The organism is Ligilactobacillus ruminis DSM 20403 = NBRC 102161 (assembly GCF_900113455.1).
Lineage (GTDB): Bacteria > Bacillota > Bacilli > Lactobacillales > Lactobacillaceae > Ligilactobacillus > Ligilactobacillus ruminis.
In genome coordinates this window covers 1-22,381 of the sequence record NZ_FOPI01000023.1, presented here as the reverse complement: position 1 = coordinate 22,381, position 22,381 = coordinate 1, and the positions used below count along the sequence as shown (strand labels likewise).

The 22,381-nt window shown below is 45.3% G+C and carries 17 protein-coding genes and 1 pseudogene; 4 read left to right on the top strand and 14 right to left on the bottom strand.

Annotated elements, in window-relative coordinates:
• Nucleotides 1-54: 54 nt before the first annotated feature.
• On the top strand, nucleotides 55-1,809 hold the full coding sequence (locus tag BMZ95_RS07500; RefSeq protein WP_046922358.1) for an ABC1 kinase family protein: 1,755 nt from the start codon (nucleotides 55-57) through the stop codon (nucleotides 1,807-1,809).
• Nucleotides 1,810-1,951: 142 nt separating this feature from the next.
• On the opposite strand, the gene BMZ95_RS07495 is transcribed toward BMZ95_RS07500, so the two are convergent.
• The 14 genes and pseudogenes from BMZ95_RS07495 to BMZ95_RS07425 form a co-directional block, all read right to left on the bottom strand.
• Complete coding sequence (locus BMZ95_RS07495) at nucleotides 1,952-3,598, bottom strand: peptide ABC transporter substrate-binding protein (protein ID WP_046922357.1); 1,647 nt, start codon at nucleotides 3,596-3,598, stop codon at nucleotides 1,952-1,954.
• A 159-nt stretch (nucleotides 3,599-3,757) separates the two neighbouring features.
• Entirely contained in the window at nucleotides 3,758-4,252 is a 495-nt protein-coding gene (locus BMZ95_RS07490; protein WP_014074251.1) for a shikimate kinase, read from the bottom strand.
• Between the two features lie 5 nt (nucleotides 4,253-4,257).
• Nucleotides 4,258-5,349 carry a prephenate dehydrogenase gene (locus tag BMZ95_RS07485; RefSeq protein ID WP_046922356.1) on the bottom strand — a complete coding sequence of 364 codons (1,092 nt, stop codon included), beginning with the start codon at nucleotides 5,347-5,349 and terminating at the stop codon, nucleotides 4,258-4,260.
• Nucleotides 5,342-6,655: a 3-phosphoshikimate 1-carboxyvinyltransferase gene (aroA, locus tag BMZ95_RS07480; RefSeq protein WP_046922355.1), complete on the bottom strand. Its 1,314-nt coding sequence runs from the start codon at nucleotides 6,653-6,655 to the stop codon at nucleotides 5,342-5,344. Before aroA ends, BMZ95_RS07485 begins: the two co-directional genes overlap by 8 nt.
• A gap of 10 nt (nucleotides 6,656-6,665) precedes the next feature.
• On the bottom strand, nucleotides 6,666-7,187 hold the full coding sequence (locus tag BMZ95_RS07475) for a hypothetical protein (protein ID WP_014074254.1): 522 nt from the start codon (nucleotides 7,185-7,187) through the stop codon (nucleotides 6,666-6,668).
• 2 nt (nucleotides 7,188-7,189) lie between these two features.
• Entirely contained in the window at nucleotides 7,190-8,353 is a 1,164-nt protein-coding gene (gene aroC / locus BMZ95_RS07470; protein WP_003696046.1) for a chorismate synthase, read from the bottom strand.
• The gene (locus tag BMZ95_RS07465; protein ID WP_046922354.1) at nucleotides 8,350-8,628 is read right to left on the bottom strand and encodes a chorismate mutase; all 279 of its coding nucleotides are present in this window, start codon (nucleotides 8,626-8,628) and stop codon (nucleotides 8,350-8,352) included. Before BMZ95_RS07465 ends, aroC begins: the two co-directional genes overlap by 4 nt.
• A gap of 358 nt (nucleotides 8,629-8,986) precedes the next feature.
• Nucleotides 8,987-10,564, bottom strand: a complete 1,578-nt coding sequence (locus BMZ95_RS07460; RefSeq protein ID WP_046922353.1) for an ATP-binding cassette domain-containing protein — start codon at nucleotides 10,562-10,564, stop codon at nucleotides 8,987-8,989.
• A 274-nt stretch (nucleotides 10,565-10,838) separates the two neighbouring features.
• Nucleotides 10,839-11,273 (bottom strand): Hsp20/alpha crystallin family protein, encoded by a 435-nt coding sequence (locus BMZ95_RS07455; protein ID WP_014074257.1) that lies wholly within the window; start codon nucleotides 11,271-11,273, stop codon nucleotides 10,839-10,841.
• Between the two features lie 246 nt (nucleotides 11,274-11,519).
• A pseudogene (locus BMZ95_RS07450) lies at nucleotides 11,520-11,732 on the bottom strand (HAD hydrolase family protein); the annotation flags it as partial.
• Nucleotides 11,733-13,172: 1,440 nt separating this feature from the next.
• Nucleotides 13,173-14,246, bottom strand: coding sequence for an ABC transporter substrate-binding protein (locus tag BMZ95_RS07440; protein WP_014074258.1), 1,074 nt, complete (start codon nucleotides 14,244-14,246; stop codon nucleotides 13,173-13,175).
• Nucleotides 14,243-15,085: an ABC transporter permease gene (locus tag BMZ95_RS07435; protein WP_014074259.1), complete on the bottom strand. Its 843-nt coding sequence runs from the start codon at nucleotides 15,083-15,085 to the stop codon at nucleotides 14,243-14,245. The genes BMZ95_RS07440 and BMZ95_RS07435 overlap by 4 nt, the downstream gene beginning before the upstream one ends.
• The gene (locus BMZ95_RS07430; protein ID WP_046922515.1) at nucleotides 15,085-15,891 is read right to left on the bottom strand and encodes an ABC transporter permease; all 807 of its coding nucleotides are present in this window, start codon (nucleotides 15,889-15,891) and stop codon (nucleotides 15,085-15,087) included. The genes BMZ95_RS07435 and BMZ95_RS07430 overlap by 1 nt, the downstream gene beginning before the upstream one ends.
• A gap of 11 nt (nucleotides 15,892-15,902) precedes the next feature.
• Entirely contained in the window at nucleotides 15,903-16,991 is a 1,089-nt protein-coding gene (locus BMZ95_RS07425) for an ABC transporter ATP-binding protein (protein WP_014074261.1), read from the bottom strand.
• Between the two features lie 247 nt (nucleotides 16,992-17,238).
• Here BMZ95_RS07425 and BMZ95_RS07420 point away from each other — a divergent pair, with 247 nt between their 5' ends.
• The 3 genes from BMZ95_RS07420 to BMZ95_RS07410 form a co-directional block, all read left to right on the top strand.
• Nucleotides 17,239-19,227 carry a methyl-accepting chemotaxis protein gene (locus BMZ95_RS07420; RefSeq protein WP_074786546.1) on the top strand — a complete coding sequence of 663 codons (1,989 nt, stop codon included), beginning with the start codon at nucleotides 17,239-17,241 and terminating at the stop codon, nucleotides 19,225-19,227.
• 20 nt (nucleotides 19,228-19,247) lie between these two features.
• Nucleotides 19,248-20,216 (top strand): sugar ABC transporter substrate-binding protein, encoded by a 969-nt coding sequence (locus tag BMZ95_RS07415; RefSeq protein WP_046922514.1) that lies wholly within the window; start codon nucleotides 19,248-19,250, stop codon nucleotides 20,214-20,216.
• Nucleotides 20,217-20,378: 162 nt separating this feature from the next.
• A partial coding sequence (locus tag BMZ95_RS07410) for a methyl-accepting chemotaxis protein (RefSeq protein WP_074786555.1) occupies nucleotides 20,379-22,381 on the top strand: 2,003 nt, incomplete at its 3' end.

The window sequence follows — 22,381 nt, the reverse complement described above, 5'->3', positions numbered from 1 at the left end:
ATTTTCGCGTTCTGTGATACAATATTCCCATAAACGCATAAGGAAGGATCAAAAATGACCGACGAATATATCTCAAAAATCGAAGAAATAACCGGCAAGGATCAGCGCAACCGCATGCTTGAAATCGTCAGAATCATGCGCAGACACGATTTTGTTCGCAACTTCATGAAACAACAGAATCCGGAAGAAGTCAGACTTGCATTGGAAGAGCTCGGGCCAACGTTCATTAAAGGCGGACAGATTCTTTCCACCCGTCCTGACTTGATCTCCCCTGCATTTATCAGCGAATTTAAAAAACTGCAAGATAACGTCCAAATCGATTCGTTCGAAAGCGTCAGCAAAACTTTCCGAGAACAAACCGAAAAAAACATCAGCGACGTTTTCGACAAATTTGACGAAAAGCCCTTTGCTTCGGCCTCAATCGGTCAAACTCACCATGCCGTTTTAAAAAATGGCACGCAGGTCGTCGTCAAGGTTCAGCATCCTAAAATCAAAGAACTTGTCGAAACCGACCTCACACTGTTCCGTCAGGCCTTAAAAATTCTGAAACTTGCCCCGGAAATCACCGTCGTGGATCCGAAGGAAATCCTGAATCAGCTGCAAGCGTCTCTTTTGAATGAGATCAACACCGAAATCGAAATTAAAAACGGTCTGGAATTTTATCGCTTAAACAACCATGACGGAATCATCGAAGTTCCAGTCGTATATGAAGAATACTCGACTCAAAAAATTCTCGTCAATTCCAGAATGGATGGCGAAAGCATCAAAAAACTGGCCGCTCGTTCGCTTTCAAACGATCCGACCGAGCGCAAGCTTCAAAAAAAAGAGCGCACATACATCGCAAACGCATTGGTCAAAAACTTCATTAAACAGGTTTTCGTCGACAATTTCTTTCATGCTGATCCTCACCCGGGAAACATCCTTTTCTATCGCCTTAAACAAGACGATCCGCGCATCAATGAACTTGAACCGACGCATGAGTTCGAAAAAAAATCAGGCAGCATCAAGGCAAGCATCAAAACCGAACAAAAACTTCCGCCTTATCGCCTCGTTTACCTTGACTTCGGAATGATGGGCAGACTGTCGCCGCTGCTTGCAGAAGGAATTGCCAACGTAATCGTTGCTTTAAGCAAAAAGGACACCCAGGAAATCAGCCAGGCCGTTCTTTCCATCTGCAACCGCACGGGCGAAATCGACGAAGAAGACTTCACGGATCAGCTCGGAATCTTTTTGACGCCTTATCTCAAACAAGGATTGGGTCAGATTGATTTTCCGGTCATGCTTTACAACATCATCAAACTTTGCCGCAAAAACAATCTTCAGGTCAAACCTGAAGTTACGCTGCTGATCAAAGCATTCGGATCGCTTGAAGGCATCGTTGCTCAGCTTGATCCCAATCTTTCATTGATGGATGTCGCGCGTCCATTTGCCAAAGAATATTTCAAGCGCAAGTTCAACTGGAAAAATGAGCTTGATGAAGATTTGATGACTTTCGGACGTGCTATAAAATCCACTCCTCAAATTCCGATCAAAATTGAAAAGCTGCTTGACACCTTGAACCAAGGGCGCGGCAGATTCACTTTGCGTTTCAAAGGCCAAGACACATTCATCGACCGCATTGAAACGATCGTCAACCGGCTGATCATCACAATCATCCTCGCTTCGATCATTTTGAGCTCTTCTTTGCTCGTCCAAGGCAGCATGAAACATCCCGCCATCTACAACATCGGTGTTGCCGGATACATGATTTCCTTTGTCGTCATCATCTGGATGGTTGCTTCGGCAATCTGGCACCATTTTAAAAAGTGAATTTCACGTCATGAAAAAGAGAGAAAGATTAAGAAAATGCCGGACAAAGTCAGTCGCAAATCGACCGCCTCTGTTCGGCATTTCATTAATTTAAGAGGACATGTCCTCTCTTGTTTGTAAATTGATTAAACAGATTCAAACGTTACTTTGTAATGTAGACGTTCTTCCAGTTGTTGACTGAGCCGGCCGTATTTTGGATGACGCCCTTGACGTTAGAGCGAATCAATTGCGGCTGATTCAATTGGAACAAAGGCGCAATGCCTTGGTCTTCGTTGATGATCTTGGAAGCTTTGACCATGTCGTCCCAACGTGCGGAAGCATTTCCGGCATCCACCGTCTTGGACTTTGCAATCCACTTGTCATATTCAGCGTTCTTCCACTTGCCGAAGTTGTAGGAATTGTCAGTCGTGTACAGGTCAAGGAAGCTGATTGGATCTGAGAAATCGGCACCCCAGCTTGAAACGACGACTTCAAACTGCCCCTTTTGAGAACGCGTGACTCTCGTCTTAAATGGGATATTTTGAACCGAAACCTTTGTACCAGGCAAGTTTTCTTCGATTTGACTCTGCAAGAATTCGGTAATCTTCTTGGAGTTGTCGGTATCGTCGCCCAATAAAGCAAAGCTCAGGTTATCTTCGCCGACTTCCTTCAAGCCTTCCTTGAGAAGTTTCTTGGCCTTTGCCTTGTCAAACTGAACGCCAGTGCTCGTCTTTGCGGCATCAGTGAAATCCTTGCCGTCACGCTTGGCCAGGCCCTGCGATACGGCTCCCTTGCATGGAAGCGTGCCGCTGCCAAGAACTTTTTCAGCCAGCTGCTTGCGGTCGATCGCATAGGAGATTGCTTGACGAATCTTCTTGTTTTGGAACTTCTTTTCCGTTTGATTGAATTCAAGATATGACGTGCGGGCCTGCTTCAAAACGCTGTAGTCGGAATTGCTGCTGAGCTGCTTTGCCTGTTCAGGGCTGAGAATCGTTTCGTCCAGCTTCTTGCTTTGATACAAGTTGTATGACGTTGTCGTGCTCTTGTTGACGCTGAAGTTGATTTCGCTGAGCTTGACGTTCTTCTTGTCCCAATAATTGTCGTTTCTGACAAGTTTCCACTTCAGGTTCGTGCCTGTCCATTCGGTCATCTTGAAAGGACCGTCATAGCACATGTACTTGGCTGCCGTACCATACTTGCTGCCGTATTGTTCAACTGCCCTTTGGTTTTGCGGAGCAAAGACGACAAAGCCCATCAGCAGTTTGAAGTATGGCAGCTGCTTTTCAAGGTTGACGACCAGCTTGTACTTTCCGACTGCTTTAACGCCTAAAGTGCTTGGAGCCTTCTTGCCGGCAACAATATCGTCCGCATTCTTGATGCCTGAGAACAGATACGAGTATGCTGCCGCCGTCTTAGGATCAACCGTGCGCTGCCATGAATAAACGAAGTCCTTGGCCGTGACGGGATCACCGTTTGACCACTTGGCATTCTTGCGCAACGTGAACGTATATGTAAGATTATCCTTTGAAACGGTCGTCTTTGTCGCAATTCCCGGTTCAACCTTCGAATCTTTGCCCAAACGATAAAGACCTTCCATCGTGTTGTTCAGCATGTCGCCACCGATCGTATCCATGACCTTGGACGGGTCCATTGTCGCAAGTTCGGATGCCTCATTCCAATTTAAAACTTGCTTATCGGCCAGCTTGCCGTTTCCGTTTGATTTGCTGCTATCAGATGAGCCGCAGGCAGTCAAGGCCATTGCCGCTGACGCTACGGCAACACCGGCCGTTAATGTCTTTTTCCAATTCATATGCCGTTTCTCCCTTTCATTTAAAACACATTTAGTTAAGATTGTTTTAAATTATATAACCAACTCATTAAGTTTGCAATACCGTTTTGCAATTTTTTTCTAATTTTAGTTCGAGAAAGTTCCCAAATTAAGGAAAATGCAGAGCCTTTTTCTCTCATTTTAGAGCAATTCGCTGATTTTTTCCGTGATCTCAAGCGGAGTCATTTCATCCGTTTTGATGGCATAGTCAGCACATTCCTCATAAGCTTGACGACGCTGATTTTTCAGATTTCCCAGACTCGTTTCATCAAGTCCGGTAGCAAGCGGGCGCGTATCGTCTCCCTGCAGTCTTTCAAACGTTTCCTTTGAGCTTGCCTCAAGTAAAATCACCGGAACCCCTGCATTTTTCATGGCCATCCTGTTGTCTTCTCTTAGCGGAGTTCCTCCTCCCGTTGCCAAAACGGCATCTTCTTTTAAAATTTCAAGCAAAAGCTCATGCTCGCGCTTTCTGAAGTAGTCTTCGCCGTCTTCTTCAAAAATTTGCTTCACTGATCGCCGTTCGTTTTCAACGATGTATTCGTCAAGATCGAAGGCGCGGCAGCCTAATTTTTGGGCCAAAAGCCGGCTGACCGTCGTTTTGCCGCTTCCCATAAAGCCGATGATAATCGCTTTCATTTCTCTTACCTCTCAATAATCTTATACTTTGTCTTCAACAATCCCAAAGCCTTTTGACGATCTTTTTCGGATGAAAAGGTCAATTGTGCAATTCCGTCGATTTCTTCTCTGATTTCCAAAATATGAACGTTGACCAGATTGATGCGCGCTTCTGCCAAAATCTGCGTCACGTCGGCCAAGGATCCGACTTTGTCGGCAAGATTGATGAACAGGTCGTAAAAGCCGGGAATTGCGCCAATCTTTTCCGGGCCGAGCGAATCGCGTCCGATTTTGGCCGCTTTGAAGAAATCGAACAGGGCTTTTTGATCCTGTTTTTTGATTTTTTCATCAATCTCCTTCAAAGCATCGATATAGTCTTCAAGCTGCTCGCTGATCAGTTCGCCGTTGTTCAGCAAAATCGAACTCCACATCGTCGGGTCGGCCGAAGCGATGCGCGTGATGGACTTGAATCCGCCGGCTGCGACCCTCATCCCCATCGGCTCGTCTGCAAACGTCTTTTCGGTCTGATTGACTAAAGCGGAAGCCACAACGTGCGGAACGTGACTGATCTGAGCTACGATTTTGTCATGCCGATCCGGGGTCGTTTTCAGCCATTTGGCATGAACCCCCTTGAGCATTTCTTCAAGCTCGGAAAGTTTTTCTTCAGACGCATCGTTTGCCGGAATTAGAAAATAGAAGGCATTTTCAAACAAATCGGCTTTCCCCGCCCAAACGCCCGTTTTATGTGACCCTGCCATCGGATGACCGGCAATAAAAATCTTTCCTGCATCGATCAGCTTTCGGGCAGCTTTCATGACGGTTCTTTTCGTGCTGCCGACATCAGTGATGATTGCTCCAGGTTTCGTTTCAAGCTCGGAAAGTCGCAAAAGGTCTTTGGCAATCACGCTGACGGGCGTCGCCAAAATAATCAGATCGGCATCTTCTGCTTTGTCAAATGCAGTGCCGCATTCATCGGCAATCCCGTGTTCAAGCGCATAGCGTTCGGCGGCGTGATCTTGATCTTCTGCAATCAGCACGTAATCCGGGTGCTCTTTTTTGATTGCTCTTGCAAGCGAACTTCCGATCAGTCCCAAGCCTTTCAAGTAAACCTTAGTCATTTTTTACGCCCCCTGTAATCTTTGCCAGGTCGGAAAAAAACGTCGGATATGAGATATCGATGGCAGCTTCATTTTCAAGTTCCATTTCGCAATCCGCTTTAAGCGCCGCAATCGCATCCATCATGCCGATGCGGTGATCGCCGTGGCTGTCAAGTTTTTGAGTTTGAACGTTCCAGTTTTCTCGTCCTTTGATGATCATCCCGTCCTCAAGCTCTTCAATTTCAACGCCGAACTTGCGAAGCTCCTGCGCCGTCACTGCGATCCTGTCGGTTTCTTTGACGCGAAGTTCTGCGGCCCCGGTGATTTTGCTCGTTCCGTCAGCGCTTGCGGCAAGCATCGCAACGAGCGGCAATTCATCAATGATTGACGGGACGTCTTCTTCAGCCAGTTCGATTGCCCGCAACGGAGCATATTTCACTCTGATCGTTCCGCTTTGTTCTCCGCTTTCGTTTGGATCGGGCACGATGCTGACGTTCCCGCCCATCTTGCACAAAACGTGCAGAATTCCGGTTCTTGTCGGGTTAAGCGAAACGTTTTCAAACGTCGTTTCCGATCCGGGAATCAAGGCTGCTGCCGCGATGAAAAATGCCGCAGAGGAAATATCGCTCGGAACGACGACTTTTCTCCCCTTCAGCCGAGGTTTCCCTGAAACGGAAATCGTCACGCCGTCTTCAGCCGTCTTTACGTCAGCACCGAATGCTCTGAGCATGATTTCCGTATGATTGCGCGTTGGCAGTTTCTCAACGATGGTTGACGTTCCATCGGCATAAAGCGCCGCAAAAATCAGTGCACTTTTCACCTGTGCGCTTGCGACGTCCATCTTGATCGTTGCCTCATGCAGCTTTTTGCCGTGAACGACTGCAGGAAGCGTCCCCTGGTCCGAAAGCTCGACTTTTGCGCCGAACTTTTTCAAAGGTTCGCTGACGCGTTTCATGGGACGCTTCGAAAGCGAGGAGTCGCCTTCCATTTTTGCATCAAGGTTTTGCCCGGCCAAAAGTCCCATCATGAGCCTGGTCGTCGTTCCGGAATTTCCCATGTCAAGCGGCTTTTCCGGCTGCTTAAATCCGGTTTGACCCACGCCCTCGACTTCGACGTGGCTGCCGTTTCGCACGATTTTGACGCCAAGATCCTGCAAGGCTTTCATCGTGCTCAGGCAGTCTTCACCGCATAAAAAATGCTCAATCACGGTTTTGCCTTCGCTGATTGCTCCGATCATCAAAGCACGGTGCGAAATGCTTTTGTCCCCTGGCACCGTCAAATTGCCATGCAGTCCGTTTTTTGGCGCTTTTTGCAAAATTTTCATCATTTTTTCCTCCCTATTTGATCCGGTAGACGCACCAAACCATTTTTACTTGAAATTCCGCTAAAATTTCTGCCTCATCCGCTTCAACCATATTCTTTTTATTCGTCAAAACGTATTCTCCGTCCTTCAAATAACGTTCATAAGCCCTGTATTTGCTGGCAGCAGACACCAGCCTGGCATTTGGCGCATACTTTTTCAGCAAATCCTTTGTCGCCGCATGCGTATATCCGATTCCGGTATGGCGCTTCCTGCTTTTGATGCAGACCATTTCTGAAAGCGGATAGATAAAGCTTGCTTCGACGTCCAATCTGTCGAGGTAGCGATAGTGCATCGTTCCCCATGTCAAATGCAGAGTTTCCGAAGCAAATGCTGCGGGAACCACGAATAAATCACCGCGATATTCTTCAAGGTGCTCCAAAACGGATTCAAAACTTTGGTGCAGCATGATTTTTGCATCAGGAAAATTTTTGCTTCGATAATAGTCGCATGCCTCGCTGCTGTCGGTTTGCTTTGGTCCCAACGTATGAATCTTCACGTCTAATACCTCGCAAGCTCTTCTCGATATTCGGCAATCTGTTTTTTGAGTCGTTCCATGCTTGAACTTTGGAACTCATCACAGACAGCCTTCGCAAGTTCCAGACAAACGACGCTTTGCAAGACGATTGAACAGGCAGTAAGAGCAGTCGTGTCTGAACGCTCAACGCTGGCCTTTGATCTTTCCTTAGTCTCGATGTCCGCCGTTTCAAGCGGTTTGTACAGAGTCGGAATCGGCTTCATTGCCGCATTGACGATTACCGGCATGCCGTTTGTCATCCCGCCTTCAAACCCGCCGAGATGGTCGGTGCGCCGCGTCCATCCGGCATCTTCATGCAGGATTTCATCCATGACCATGCTGCCGGGACGCGTTGCCGCTTCAAATCCGTCGCCGATGCTGACGCCTTTGATGGCATTGACGCCCATGACGGCAAAAGCCAGTTTGGCATCAAGTTTCGTATCCCAGCTGATATAGCTGCCAAGTCCTGCCGGCATCCCTTCAGCCACGATTCTCACGATGCCGCCGAGCGTGTCGCCTTCTTTCTTCGTTTTTAAAATCAGCTCATGCGCTTCTTCAACTTTGTCCTGATCAAGCACGCGCATGTCGTTTGCTTCGACTTCTCGGCGAATCCGATCGACGTCAAGCAAGTCTTCAGAGCTCAAAACAAGCGGGCCAAGCTGCTTGACGTATCCGACGACTTTGATGCCGAGCTGCTCCAAAAATTGCTGACAAACGCTGCCCAAGGCCACTCTGATTGCAGTTTCGCGCGCTGAAGAACGCTCCAAAACGTTGCGCAAATCGCGGTGCCCGTATTTCATCCCGCCGACCAGATCGGCATGTCCCGGTCTCGGATGTTTCAACTGGCGAAGCTGCGCATTTTCGCTGTCGTTTTCGAGCGGATCCATGACTTCGCTCCAATGCGCGTGATCGCGATTTTTGACTACCAGCGCCAACGGTGAGCCAAGCGTATATCCGTGTCTCATTCCGCCGACGACCTGAACCGTGTCATGTTCAATCTGCTGGCGGTTGCCGCGGCCGTACCCGCCTTGGCGCTTTGCCAGATTGTCATTGATTGCGTCAACGTCGATATGAAGTCCCGCCGGAAGTCCCTCGATAATGCCCGTAAGCTGCGGACCATGCGATTCTCCTGCTGTCAGATAGATCATTTTACTTCCCCCTTCTGTCTTTCCTGAAACCTGCATGCCTGGTTCATGACTTCCCTGTATATTTCCTGCACATATTCGGCATTTTCTTCTCCCGCCAGCTCCCCGACACGGTCCAGGACTTTCCGTTCACGTCCGACGTCCTTGACGCCAAGCCCTTCTCTCTGCTTGATCCGCCCGATTTCGGCAACTGCCTCCATTCTCTCCAGAAGCAGCGGCACTATCTTCTCGTCAGCCGCCGTCACCCTGTTTCTTTCCTTTTCAAGTTCCTCACTCATAATCTGATTCTGCCTCCGTCTTCTGAATGAAAAAACAGCCGGAATCCATCATCGATTCCGGCTGCAAATGAGATTCTCCATGAATGAGGTTACCACAACCGGAAATCGCCTTCTGGCTGCGGCACGAAAAACATGACCCTGCCAGATACGGGGAACGCCCGTACCTGTAAGTTACTACGGGCGCTTAGCAAAGTAGGCAAAGCCAAAATAATATGCAACTGCAACACGTTTCCTGGTCATGTTCTTCATCCTTTCATCCTTGTTGATACAATTAAATCACTATTAGAAACATTAGTCAAGGATTAAGTAAGAATAAGGCTAAAAATACAGAACGTCATTACAGAAATGTTGCAAAACATCAGCTGTAATCGGAAACATCGATTACGGCATCATAGTTCTTCAGGTCTTCCTTTCTGTAATGGTGAATGATTTCAATGAAAGTCAGATTGGAATTCCAGAGATAATGATGGATGTCCATGTCGGTCCTGCTGTCAAGAGAGGCATTGATTTCATCCAGAAGCAGAATCGGCCTCTCGGAAAGAACGGCACGTGCCAGTTCTATCCGGGCAAGTTGACCACCGGAAAGACCGGTCCCGTCTGCTGAAAGGACATAGTCAAATCCCTTTTCCCTGACAATGTCATCCAGATCCAGCGATTTGCAGACATCCATTACCCTTTGTTTTCCAATTTTTCTTCCAAGTGTGAGGTTGAACCACAGAGTATCGGCCAGGACAACGGGGTACTGGCTCGAATATGCAAACAGGGATGAGATGTCTGCAGCATCAACCGGTTTTCCGTCCAGAATGATGTTATCAATCCTGCCGATTGATTCATCGTCGGAGACAAGAAGTTTCATAAGCGTCGACTTGCCGGAACCAGACGGGCCTGTAACCGCAATCTTTTTCCCCTTTATGATGTCGATTCTGATATTTTCAAGCAGATTATGACCGTTTCTTGAAACACTGATTCCATCCAGTGACAGTTCATCATGCATGACAAGCCCGTCTGGGTTCTTTTTTTCCGCATCCTTCAGGAACTGACTGACTTTTTCAACAATCGGTCTTGTCGTCGAGAAGTTGTTTCTTTCCTGAAGAAGGATCAGAATGGGATTTACGAATGCATTTGACAGCTGGACAATACTGAAGAGTGCACCAAGCGTCGTCTGGCCCCTTAAAACGAGATAGATGCCCAAGAGAAACGGAAGCACAAAGGTCCCGATGTTTGCGATGACATTGATGCAGGAGTTGGCATTGTTGTTAAGCAGATTCATTCTTCTGAGCGCTTCTTCAAGATGACTGATTCCGGGTTCGTTTTTACATGCGACCTGTTCAGCTCTGTCATAAAGTCTGACACAGTCAGAAGAATCAATGAAGTTCTTTACCTGTCCTACGTATGAGGCGTTGGCCTCCGTCCATTTTTCAGATGCTGACTGAATCGGTTTCTGGAAGAGATTCGATGCCAGAACAGGTATCATCGATCCGGCGAAGAAGACGACTGTCAATATCCAGTTGGAGTAAAGAGCATAGGATAGTGCCAATGTCAGCGTGGACACTGCAAGGATTGCATCAAATTCTGCGTCTATCCTGTTTGTTTCAAGCAGTTTGAAGTCATTGGTCAAAAAACCAAGTGATTCCCTGTTTTCATTTTCCGGCCTCTTCAGCATGCCCTGCAGAATTTTTCTTCGAAGAAAGACATTGATACTCCTGACTTCGCCGGCCCTCAGGCTATTGTAAATCAGCTCTGCCAAAAGCAGCAGGACAAAAGTACATATGACAAATGCAATGAACCCGGGCAATCGTCCAAGTTGATGATTCGTGGCAATGTTTGTCAGAGTTCCGACAATATATGCAAGAATGACATACTCTGAACTTTTGATTGTTCCGAGCAGGGCAATCAGCATGAATTTCAGCTTGGAAGAGTATTTGTATGTAATCACTATAAGTTCCCCCTGTATTTACCAATCAGCAGCTTAAGCTTGTCGATAAAAAATTATTATTGATATTCCCATCTATACGAACCACATTATAATTAACGTATGGTTAAAATTCAATTAAACCATGCGTATTTCATTTTAAAAGAAGGTGATTTCATGCTTATATTTGGAATCAGGAAACATCATATTTCTTCCTTCAGGCAAAATATCCCATAGATTTCCTGCTTTCCATAAGAAAAAAGGCCCCGGGACTTTCATCCCGGGGCCTTTCTTAGAGCTAATCAATCTGAATGTGGCTTGTCTGAGAAATTTCTTCTTCAGTCTTCGGCAAAACGATGGTCAGCACGCCGTTTTCGCACTTGGCCGTGATGCCGTCGCGATCAACGTTTTCAAAATTGTACTGACGAGCAAACCGGCCATAGCTGCGTTCACTTGCGACAATATTGCCTTCGCTGTCGCTTTCATCGCTAAAGGAGTCGCGTTTGGCCGAAACTGTCAAAATGCCGTCCTTATAGTCAATCGTCATATCTTTCTTGTCAACGCCGGGAACATCGATTACCAACGTATAATCTTTGTCAGTTTCCTTGATGTCGGACTTCATTTCCTTGAGCGAACCATCAAAATTGCTAAAGAACGAACGTCCGAAATTTGAGAAGAAATCATCTCCGTTGTTCATCAAATCATTGAAACGATTTGTCAATTCATGTGCCATAACTAAGACTTCCTTTCATATTTTTCAATTCTTATTCTAAACACTTTTGAACGGATTTCAAGTAATAAGCACTGGATTTATCAGAAAATTTAAAAACTTTAAAAAGTTGTTATATCAACAATTGCAAGTCCGTTTTTCACTATTGTTTCACATTTGTGATATTGACAATTCACATATTCGGAGTTATGCTTAAGTTTCTATTATACGGTTAGGCGTCTGTTGCGGAAAGGCAGGCGCCATTTTTATTTAAATCAAGCCGAGCTTATAAAATGCAGAGGCCAAACCGTCGTCGTCAACTGCCTGCGTCACCATATCGGCTGCCTGTTTCGCTTCATCGCCGCCGTTTCCAAGGCAAACGCTTTGTTCGCAGTATTCAAACATCGGAATATCGACTTTTGCATCCCCGAACGCAATCGTATCTGCTTTTTTCGCATTAAGATGCTCAAGCAAAACGTCTAAAAAATAACCTTGCTCATAATCTCGTCCTTTCAAGTTAACCGCTTTCATTTCCGCCTGTATCATATCTTATTGGCACAAATCAAGTCAAACATTCTAGTTGAAAAGTTTCTCTTTAAAAGCAATGTATGCGCTTGTATTTTCGGCGCGGATATGTTATAAAATAAGTGTAAGGAGTCAATGATCCCACCAAGAAATAATCGAAGCATTTGTCGCTTCGTGGACAGAGGGTGATGGAACCAACATGAGAAGTTTTTCATCAAGTTGTCATTGCAATAGTCGTGCCGATGTCGGCTATGATTGGCTCAAAAAGGTGATTGTGTTGAGTGCCACGAAGAGGGCGAACAGATCATAAAATTGAATAAAGGACGTGGGTATGATAGTTACTCCTTATCTTATAGGATTACGACCCGTGTACTCGATTAGTTTTTAGCTTTGGAGTCGACATGAGAACCTTCAAGCTGATATGTACGGATTTAAAATGAGTATGCGAGTCGTTTTTGTGTGCCGTCATTTTCAGAATCCATAATAAATGAGGCTGGGAAAAAACTCCTTTTTCACATTTGAATTAAACGAAATGCCGAACAAAAGCGGTCGTAATTCGATTTTGTCCGGCATTCTTTAAGTTTTGGGACATGAAACCCTTATTTTTTTAAATTCAGTGCTGAGAATCGCCTGCTCAATCAGGGCTCCAAGGCGGGATTACGGGCAAAACGGAGATTTCTGGGATTTGCCCGTAAATTCCAGTTCCCGATTACGGGCAAAACGGCGGTTTCTGGAATCTGCCCGTAAATTCCAGTTCCCGATTACGGGCAAAACGGCGATTTCTGGAATCTGCCCGTAAATTCCAGTTCCCGATTACGGGCAAAATGCCGATTTCTGGAATCTGCCCGTAAATTCCGGCTCCCGATTACGGGCAAAATGCCGATTTCTGGAATCTGCCCGTAAATTCCGGCTCCCGATTACGGGCAAAATGCCGATTTCTGGAATCTGCCCGTAAATTCCGGCTCCCGATTACGGGCAAAACGGAGATTTCTGGGATTTGCCCGTAAATTCCAGCCCTTGGTTGCGGTCAAAGCACACATTTAACGTCGCATACACAAACAAAGTCCCGGATGAAATTTGCAATTAACTGCAAATTATCCGGGACTTTTGTTAGAGACATGGTTTTTTCCCAGCCTCCAGCACCTTTTCTACAGTCTTTGCCAAACACCCGTTAACATGATGGCCCGGAGCTTGTCAGGCAGCATGTTGAAGGAATTCAAATCCAAGCAAAGACCCGCATGATATCGGGAATCATGCGGGAATCTGAGTTGATATTATTGTATGATAGAGACGATGCGGGCATCCCTGCATCTATGCTTTAATTATAGGCGATGGATTGTGCACAATGCAAATTTTTATGATTATCAAAATGAACAAATTCATCATCATCTTTTGTCACTAATGACGATACATCTTCAATTCCAGATACAAATCATTGTATTTTTCAATATACCGTGAACCAAGATCCTCATAAACTTCCATCTTCTTCATCAAAGATTTACTTGGATAAAACTGCTTATCGTCAATGACGTCCTTTGGCAGATACTTCCTGGCCTTTTCGTTTGGCGTCGCATAGCCGATATATTCGGCGTTTTTGGCCGCATTTTTCGGTTCAAGCATGAAATTGATGAACGCATAGGTTCCCTTGGTGTTTTTCGAAGTTTTCGGGATGACGATGTTGTCAAACCACAAATTGGTTCCTTCCGAAGGCAAAACATAGTGCAAGTGCCTGTTTTCGGCGAGCATTTCCGAAGCTTCGCCGGAATAGGTCACGGCAACGCTGCTTTCTTCATTTTCCATATACATCTTGATTTCATCCGAAACAATCGCCTTCGCATTTCCGGTCAAAGACTTCAGCTTATTATAAGCCTGGTCAAGCTCTCGGTCATTTTTGCTGTTGAGCGAATATCCGAGGCTGGCCAACCCGATGCCCATAAATTCACGAGCACCGTCGACAAACATGATTTTGCCGCGAAACTTCTTGTTCCAAAGCTTGTTCCAGCTGTCAACGTCCGATTCCTTGAAATACTTGTCATTATAAACGACGCCCAAAGTTCCCCAAAAATAAGGAACCGAGTAGCGGTTGTTTCGATCAAAGGGCTGATTCAAAAACTGACTTGAAATATTGTTCAGGCCTTTGATTTTTGACTTGTCCAATGGCTTGAGCAGATGAGCTTTTTTCATCTTCTGAATCATATAGTCGCTCGGAACCGCAAGATCGTATGATGTCCCGCCTTGCTTGATCTTGGTCAGCATGGCCTCGTTTGAATCAAAAGTTTCATAGTTTACCTTGTAGCCTGTTTTCTTTTCAAATTCAGAGATCAGTTCCGGGTCAATATAATCACCCCAGTTGTATATGTTGATGACTTTTGCACCGGACATTCCTGAAGACTGGCTCAATATCTTGGAGCCGGCAATCAAAACGACGATGATCAAAACGATTCCGATCACCAATGCGCGCAGTTTTTTCATCGCATCACACCGCCCTTCTGACGTCTTTCGCTCTTCTTTTTAGACTTGTTGTCCTTGCTGATGTAGTAATATCCAACCACTAAGACAAGCGCAAACAGGAAAACAAGCGTACTGAGCGCATTTATCTCAAGACTCACGCCGCGCCGAGCTCTGGAGTAAATTTCAACGGCCAACGTCGTAAAACCGTTTCCCGTCACAAAAAACGTCACGGCAAAATCATCCAGCGAATACGTAAATGCCATGAAATACCCGGCAATGATTCCCGGCGTCAAAAAAGGCAAAATAATGTCTTTTAAAACCTGAAAATTATTTGCGCCAAGATCATATGCCGCAGAAACCATCGACTCGTTCATTTCCTGAAGCTTGGGCAAAACCATCAGAACAACGATCGGAATGCTGAATGCAACGTGCGATAAAAGCACCGTCCAAAATCCGAGCCCGATGCCTCCGACCAACGATCCGATCGTCGTAAACAGAATCAAAAAGCTGGCACCGATGATGACGTCCGGTGAAACCATCAAAATATTGTTCAAAGACAAAAGCGCCATCCTTTGTTGGCGTTTTTTGACGTAATAAATTGAAAGAGCCCCGAACGTACCGACGGCCGTTGCGATCAATGCCGACAAAAATGCCAGCATGAACGTCTCAAGCAAAATCACGATCAGACGCGTGTCCGAGAACAGCTCGGCAAAATGGCGCATGGAAAATCCAGTAAAGGAATTCATCGTGTCGCCTTTATTGAATGAGTATGCCAGCAAATAAACGATCGGAACATACAAAAAAACAAACACGACGGCAAGATACAGCTTGTCCCAACTGAAATTATGCTTTTTTTCCATCAGTTTCTGCCCCCTTTCTTCTTTTCGCCGGTAATAATCATCACGATAAACATTGCAACGATGAGGACGACGCCAATCGTTGCCCCCATCCCCCAGTCCTGCGTGACCAGGAAATGCTCTTCAATCGCAGTCCCGAGGGTGATTACGCGATTTCCTCCAATCAGACGAGTCAGCATGAAGAAGGACAAAGACGGAATGAAAACAGCCTGAATGCCGCTTTTTACTCCTGCAAGAGACAGCGGAAAAACCACCTTAGCAAATGTTTGGAATGCATTTGCCCCAAGATCGCGACTGGCTTTGATCAGCGACGGATTCAGCTCCTCCAGCCCCGTAAAAATCGGCATGATCATGAATGGAAGCTGGATATATGTCGCAACGATCATAAAACCGACGTCAGTAAACAGGATCTGATGCGGCGCAAGTCCGAAGAAAGTCATGAACCGGTTGATCCCGCCGTGCAGACTGAAGATTCCGATAAATGCATAGGCTTTGAGCAGCATATTGATCCACGTCGGCAAAATAATCAACAGCAGCCATAAATCGCGATGCTTCAATTTCGTCAGAAAATATGCCGTCGGGTAGCTGATGACAAGCGTGAGCAAAGTAATCAAAAACGCATATAAGACTGAGTTGAACGTCATTGCCAGATACTTTCCCGATGCAAAATACGTTGCGTAGTTCTGCAGCGTAAAGTTCCCGTTCGAATCAAAGAAGGAATATCCGACAATCAAGATGACCGGAGCCAAAACAAAGAAAACGAGCCATAAAAAATATGGAATCGCAAAAAAGGCATTGTACTTTTTCATCGAAATCACCCTCAGTCCTCATAGCTTTCAAGACGAGCGTCAAAATCTTCTTCAGATTCGTTAAAACGCATGACGTGAATGTCTTCCGGATCAAAGTAAAGCCCGATCGTTGTCCCTGGTACGGCCTTCTTGGTGGTATGAACCATCCACTCGTTGCCCTCGTCATCGTAGCAGATGATTTCGTAATGAACGCCGCGGAAGAGGATCGTATCGACCTTGACCTTTAGCTTGCCGTGCTCTTCATCCGTCAAATCCAGATCTTCCGGCCTCAAAACAACTTCGACCGGCTCGTTTTCTCTCATCCCCTCATCGACGCACTCAAACCGTTTGCCTGCAAACTCAACCAGACAGTCCTTGATCATCGTCCCGTTCAAAATATTGCTTTCTCCGATAAAATCAGCAACGTAGTGATTGATTGGCTCATCGTAGATATCAACAGGCGTTCCGGATTGAACAATGTTGCCGTTGTTCAAAACAAAGATCTCATCGCTCATAGCCAAAGCTTCTTCCTGGTCGTGAGTCACGAAAACAAACGTGATTCCTAAGCGCTGCTGAAGTTCGCGCAGCTCATACTGCATATCAAGCCTCAATTTGTGATCCAAAGCAGAAAGCGGCTCATCCAAAAGCAACACTTTGGGTTCGTTGACGATTGCCCTTGCGATTGCCACACGTTGTCTTTGACCGCCTGACATCTCATTGATCCCGCGTTTTTCATAACCGGCCAACTGAACCATCTTCAATGCTTCTTTGACCTTTTGATCAATCTGATTTTTCGGAAGTTTTTTAACTCTTAAGCCAAATGCAATATTGTCATACACGTCCATGTGCGGAAATAATGCATAGTCTTGAAAAACCGTATTAACCTGTCGTTTATTTGCAGGGACGTTGTTGATTCTTCTCCCTTCAAAATAAATGTCGCCTTCAGTCGGCTCTGAAAAGCCCGCAATCATTCTTAAAATCGTTGTTTTGCCGCATCCGGAAGGACCGAGCAGAGTATAGAATTTTCCCTCCTCAATCTCGAAACTGACATTCTTCAATACCGGCACGTCGTCATCGTAGCACTTGATGACGTTTTTAAATGAAATGATCGGTTGCTTCAAAATTACCACCCCTTAATTTTAACGATTGAGCAATGACGCTCAATTGCAATTATACAGTATCCAGCTCTGATTTAGGCAAAAAATGCACAATTGTTGCAAAGATGACCGCATCAGACGCCATACAAGATTATAAACTCATCATTATTGTTTCATATGTATATTGTGGGGTTTATTTTTTAAACATTCTTCCGATATTATTGTTAGCGAATCATATATTTTATTTAAAACATTTTGTATACAGGAGGATATGTCTTTGAAAAAAAATGCCAAATTTTCTATCAAAGCTAAACTTTTATCGGCAATTATACCAATTACCAGTGCGATGATCATCGTCTTGGTCGTAATTGCCTATAACGTTTCTGCTTCGATGATCAAAAGAAATGCCGAAGAACTTCTGGAAACGTCCGTTGACAAACAAAGTTCAAATATTGAAGCTTGGATGACGGAAAATCTTAATTCGTTCAATTCGGCCAAAAGAGCCATCGAATCCGACCACCAAAGCGAAAAGTCGCTCCAAAAAACGGTCGACAACTACTATGGCTTTAATACCAATTCTCAAAACGGAATTTACATCGCAGATCAAAATGGCAAGGTCATCAAAGCCAAAAAGTCGGACAAAACCATCAGCAATCCTCTGAACTCGCCTTGGTTCAAGGAAGGTCTGACTCACGTCAACATGGCATTTGGCGATCCGTACACGAGCGAAGACGGCAGCAAAGTCATCAGCGCAACCGGGATGCTTGACGACAACAGCAAGAATGTTCGCGTCATTGCCGCGGATTTCAGCCTTGATCGCATTTCGAACATTGTTAATTCAAGCATTTCGATGGATGGCGCCAGGGCTTTCCTCGTAGACAAAGATACAATGAAGATTATGGCAGACCGCAATTCAAGCTACGTTTCAGAAAAAATCGGTTCATCAGACCAGCCTGAAATTTACGCACAAGTCAAAAAGGAAATCAAAAAGAGCGACCATTCCACCCAAACGCTCGGAAAAAACTTCACTGCATTTTCCCAAATCGAAGGAACCGATTGGATTCTCGTTTCATATATTCCGTCAAGCATTGTTTTGGCCGACCTTTCAAACCTGAGAATCATCATGGCAATCGTCAGTCTCATTGCGCTTTTGATCATGTGCATCGTCGTTGAACGCGTAACGCACGTCGCAATCAAGCCCGTCAAGGAAATGACAAAGGTCATCACGGCAATGGCCGGCGGCGACTTTACCGTTTCCGTCAGGACGAATGGCAACGACGAAATTGCCGAAATGGGTCGCAGCGTTTCAAAATTCATCGCTTACATGCGGCAAATGATCAGCTCCATCACAACCATTTCGCACACCCTCGAAGAACAAGCCCTTGGCAGCGAACGTGTCGCAAACGAAATGAGTTCCGCATCGGATACTCAGTCAAAATCAATGAACGAACTTAACATGACCGTTGATCAGTTGGCAATTTCCGTCAACGACATCGCTGAAAATGCAAGTCAGCTGGCAGAAGTCGTCACCGACACCAAGGACAACAGCGATCATGCCAAAAACAAGATGAACGATACGGTCGAGGTTTCAAACAAAGGACGAGAGGATATGAAACAAGTCGTTACGGCGCTCGAAAATATCCAATCCTCAGTTACGACTCTTCAAGATTCCATCAATTCGGTCGGAAAAGCATCAGGCGAGATCGTCAATATCGTGAAAATCATCGGTGAAATTGCTCATCAGACAAACCTCCTTTCACTTAACGCATCGCTTGAAGCAGCCCGTGCCGGAGAGGCAGGCAAGGGCTTTGCTGTCGTGGCAACCGAGATCAACAACCTGGCCAAGAGCAGCGCTGAATCTGTTTCACAAATTTCAGAATTAATCGATCAAGTCAACGGACTTGTCGCCAATACGGTTCAACAAGCCAGCTCAAGCGTTAAAGACATCAACTCCAGCGCCGGTTTGATTAATACGGCCGTTGAAAGTTTCGACACGATCTACCATAACATTCAAGAAACAAGCGACGTCATTTCAAAGGTCGTCGAAGAAATCGACAGCGTTGATCAGGTTGCGACAAACGTTGCCGCCATTTCAGAAGAGCAGGCAGCAAGTTCGGACGAAATTCACGCTACTTCGGAAACGACGCTTTCACAAGCCAAAAATATTTCCGAAAACAGTACTGTTCTTGCCGAAGAATCACAGCATTTGGCTGCCACTTCAGAAGAGCTTGCCGATCAAGTCAAGCATTTCAAGGTCTGAGCAAACAGGAGGAAACAAGCATGTTCAAAAAATTCATAAAAACGATTCTGGTTTTAACGTGCTTCATGCTTGCAGCAACCGGCTGCGGCATGAAGACAACCGAAAATCAGTCCGAAAACGGCAAACGCATTGCCGTTTTGGTGCACACGAACGACGATGCTTTAATCAGAAAGCTGATTTCGTCCATCAAAGATGCCGCATCTGAAAAAGGTGCAACGGTTGACGTTTATAATTCTGAGCAAAACAGCGAAAAACAGATCAAACAACTGAAAAAAGTCGTCAAAAAAAACTACGATGCCATCCTGATCAGACCGGTCGATGCCGATAATGCGCAGGAAATGACTGCCATTGCCGGAAAAATTCCCGTCGTCTTCTATAATTTCCAACCGTCAAAAAGCGACTTAAAAGCAAATAAGATCGTCTATGTCGGTCCGGAAGAAGAAATGGCCGGACGTCTTCAGGCAAATTACGTTTTGAAGCACACGAACAAACAAGAACTAAACGTTGCCATTTTGAAAGGTCAAAGCGGACTCGTTTCTGAAAAACGCACCAATACCTTCAAAGAAACGCTTGAAAAAGCCGGAAGAAGCGTCAATTACGTCTTTAACGACTCTGCCGATTGGAATGAAGAAAAAGCCGAACATCAGATGGAACTGTTCTTAAAAACCGGTCAGCCATGCGATGTTATCGCATCAAACAACGACACTATGGCTATCGGGGCCATCAAAGCCTTTAAAAAAGCCCACAAAAAATTGCCGATTGTCTGCGGAGTGGATGCATCGACTGAAGGCAAAGCCAAAATCAGAGCGGGCGAAATGAGCATGACCGCTGCCCAACCGACAAAGATCCAAGGAGAAAAGTGTATCGAAACCGCACTGAAGCTGATCGACGGCAAAAAGATCACCGACATTAAAGGTGCTACTGAAGACGGATTGTATGTTTATACTAATTTCAAAGCCATCACCGGTACTCAAGATTTAAATAATTAAATGTCTAAACGTTTTTTATCATTATAGCCACAATTATAAAAACCAATCATCAAATCAAAAAGTCTTTGATTTGATGATTGGTTTTCTTCTTTTATTTCAAAAAAAATAAATCTCCATCAGGTTATTTTTGTATAATCTTCCTATCAAACAGCACTGGAGGTTATGAATGTGAAAAACACAACTAAGAGACGGGTCAAGAGCATCAGCAAACCGATTATGATCATGCTCTTGATTCTCGGGTTCGTTCCGATCATCACTATGGCAATCACTTCATATACGAGCAACATTGACATGCTGCGAGAACGAAACGAGCTTGCCAAGCAAAGCGCAGTCGCAACGATTCAAAAATCACGAACCGATCTGAGAAAAACAACAAATGACAAGCTGACAGAGGTTTCTCGTCAGCCAATATTTGAAAAAGATTTTGATTTCAAGCAGATCAGGCGCGAACTGCACCTTGCCGTTTCAGGAAACGACGAATATACGAATGTTATTTTCATCAATCAAAACGGCAAGTTCACAAGTACTAAGAGCATCAAAGATACGGCCGATTTGAGGACGAAAGATTGGTATAAGGGCGCGATTCAAAAAGAGGGTCAGATCTACTGGACGACGCCGCATTACCTTGAAGCAACGGGCAAATGGCTGACAAACGCATCGACCGTCGTCAGAAACAAGAAAGGCGATTCAGGCGTAATATGTTTCGACATTTCATACGATGACATCATCAACGAATTTGCCGACATGAAAGTCGGAAGAACCGGCAGTCTTACGCTTGTTTCAAATACAGGGAACGTTATCAATTCAACGGGCAACAAAAACGCGGGCACGGTTTATAAAATCGGCAAAAATATCTCTCAGTCCCCTGAATTTAAAGCAATTGCAAACTCCAAGAAGCGCAAGGGAACAGTACATATCAAAGGCGAAAGCAAAACGCAGGACATCTATTTTGACAAAGGCAACAATTCAAGCGTGACATGGACGTTTGCCAAAGTCAGCAAAAACGATTTAACAATGGAGCAAGCCGTTTTGCTCAGAAATACGTTCTTTATCATCATCATTATCGGCATTTTAATCGTAATTACAACGATTGCTTCCGTTTATTGGATCAAAGGCGGAATCGATATTTTTAAAAATCGGATTCAGGAAGCCGCTTCGGGCAATCTGAAAAAACTTGATAAATACGATCCGTCAATCAAGCAGCATCCGCTCGATAAGCTGGCTAAAAAATTCGTCAGTCCAGATCCAAACGGACACGAGTTCAATCAGATTGCATATGAATACAATCTAATGATCGACGCAACTGCAGAACTGATCGGGCATGTTCAGACCAACTCTGCCAAAGTTGATGAAATGTCGACTTCATTGCTCGATCTTTCCAAGCAGACTGATCACGCAGTTGACGAAGTCGCACAAACGATTACGGGCATTGCCAATGTTACGAGTTCACAGGCTCAGGAAACTCAAGAAAGCGTAACTAAGCTTAAAGAGCTTTCCAAGGTTATCGACGAATTGAACGAAAGCGTTCAGCAAATGAATGCTGAATCTGACGAATCTTCCAAAATCAATCAGGACAACATGAACACGATGGACAGCGTCAACAGCAACTGGGTGGCTGAACTCGATGATATGAAAGCTTTGTCTCAAAGCGTGCAGAACATGAATGCGGATATTCAAGACATTACCAAGATCATCAACGTCATCAACGAAATTTCGCGTCAGACGAACCTGCTTGCTTTGAATGCCTCGATTGAAGCCGCCAGCGCCGGCGAAGCGGGCAAGGGCTTCTCAGTCGTTGCGGCAGAAATTCGCAAGCTTGCCGAACAAAGCGCGGCTTCGACGAAGGAAATCGAAGGCATCATCGACAACATCAAGAATCAGTCAACTGAAATGGTCGACAAGACGAACAGTTCCGTTGAAGGCGGTCAAAAGCAGTCCAAGCTGATTCAAGAAGCCATCAAATCGACGATGGAAGTCTTCAAGCGCAATCAGGAAATGGCACAAAAAGTCGCGGGTGTTTCCAAAGCTTCAGATAAGATTGAAGAAGTTCAAGGCAAAGTGCTCGAAGGACTTGAAAGCATCTCTGCTTCAACGCAGGAAAACGCAGCTGGAACGGAAGAGGTTTCCGCAAATTCCGAAGAAGTTTTGGCAACGATGGACGAATT

Excerpts from the sequence above, each read along its gene's own strand:
- BMZ95_RS07500 (WP_046922358.1), top strand. The coding sequence starts at position 55 with ATGACCGACGAATATATCTCAAAAATCGAAGAAATAACCGGCAAGGAT.
- BMZ95_RS07495 (WP_046922357.1), bottom strand. The coding sequence starts at position 3,598 with ATGAATTGGAAAAAGACATTAACGGCCGGTGTTGCCGTAGCGTCAGCG.
- BMZ95_RS07490 (WP_014074251.1), bottom strand. The coding sequence starts at position 4,252 with ATGAAAGCGATTATCATCGGCTTTATGGGAAGCGGCAAAACGACGGTC.
- BMZ95_RS07485 (WP_046922356.1), bottom strand. The coding sequence starts at position 5,349 with ATGACTAAGGTTTACTTGAAAGGCTTGGGACTGATCGGAAGTTCGCTT.
- aroA (WP_046922355.1), bottom strand. The coding sequence starts at position 6,655 with ATGATGAAAATTTTGCAAAAAGCGCCAAAAAACGGACTGCATGGCAAT.
- aroC (WP_003696046.1), bottom strand. The coding sequence starts at position 8,353 with ATGATCTATCTGACAGCAGGAGAATCGCATGGTCCGCAGCTTACGGGC.
- BMZ95_RS07465 (WP_046922354.1), bottom strand. The coding sequence starts at position 8,628 with ATGAGTGAGGAACTTGAAAAGGAAAGAAACAGGGTGACGGCGGCTGAC.
- BMZ95_RS07455 (WP_014074257.1), bottom strand. The coding sequence starts at position 11,273 with ATGGCACATGAATTGACAAATCGTTTCAATGATTTGATGAACAACGGA.
- BMZ95_RS07440 (WP_014074258.1), bottom strand. The coding sequence starts at position 14,246 with ATGAAAAAACTGCGCGCATTGGTGATCGGAATCGTTTTGATCATCGTC.
- BMZ95_RS07435 (WP_014074259.1), bottom strand. The coding sequence starts at position 15,085 with ATGGAAAAAAAGCATAATTTCAGTTGGGACAAGCTGTATCTTGCCGTC.
- BMZ95_RS07430 (WP_046922515.1), bottom strand. The coding sequence starts at position 15,891 with ATGAAAAAGTACAATGCCTTTTTTGCGATTCCATATTTTTTATGGCTC.
- BMZ95_RS07420 (WP_074786546.1), top strand. The coding sequence starts at position 17,239 with ATGTCTTTGAAAAAAAATGCCAAATTTTCTATCAAAGCTAAACTTTTA.
- BMZ95_RS07415 (WP_046922514.1), top strand. The coding sequence starts at position 19,248 with ATGTTCAAAAAATTCATAAAAACGATTCTGGTTTTAACGTGCTTCATG.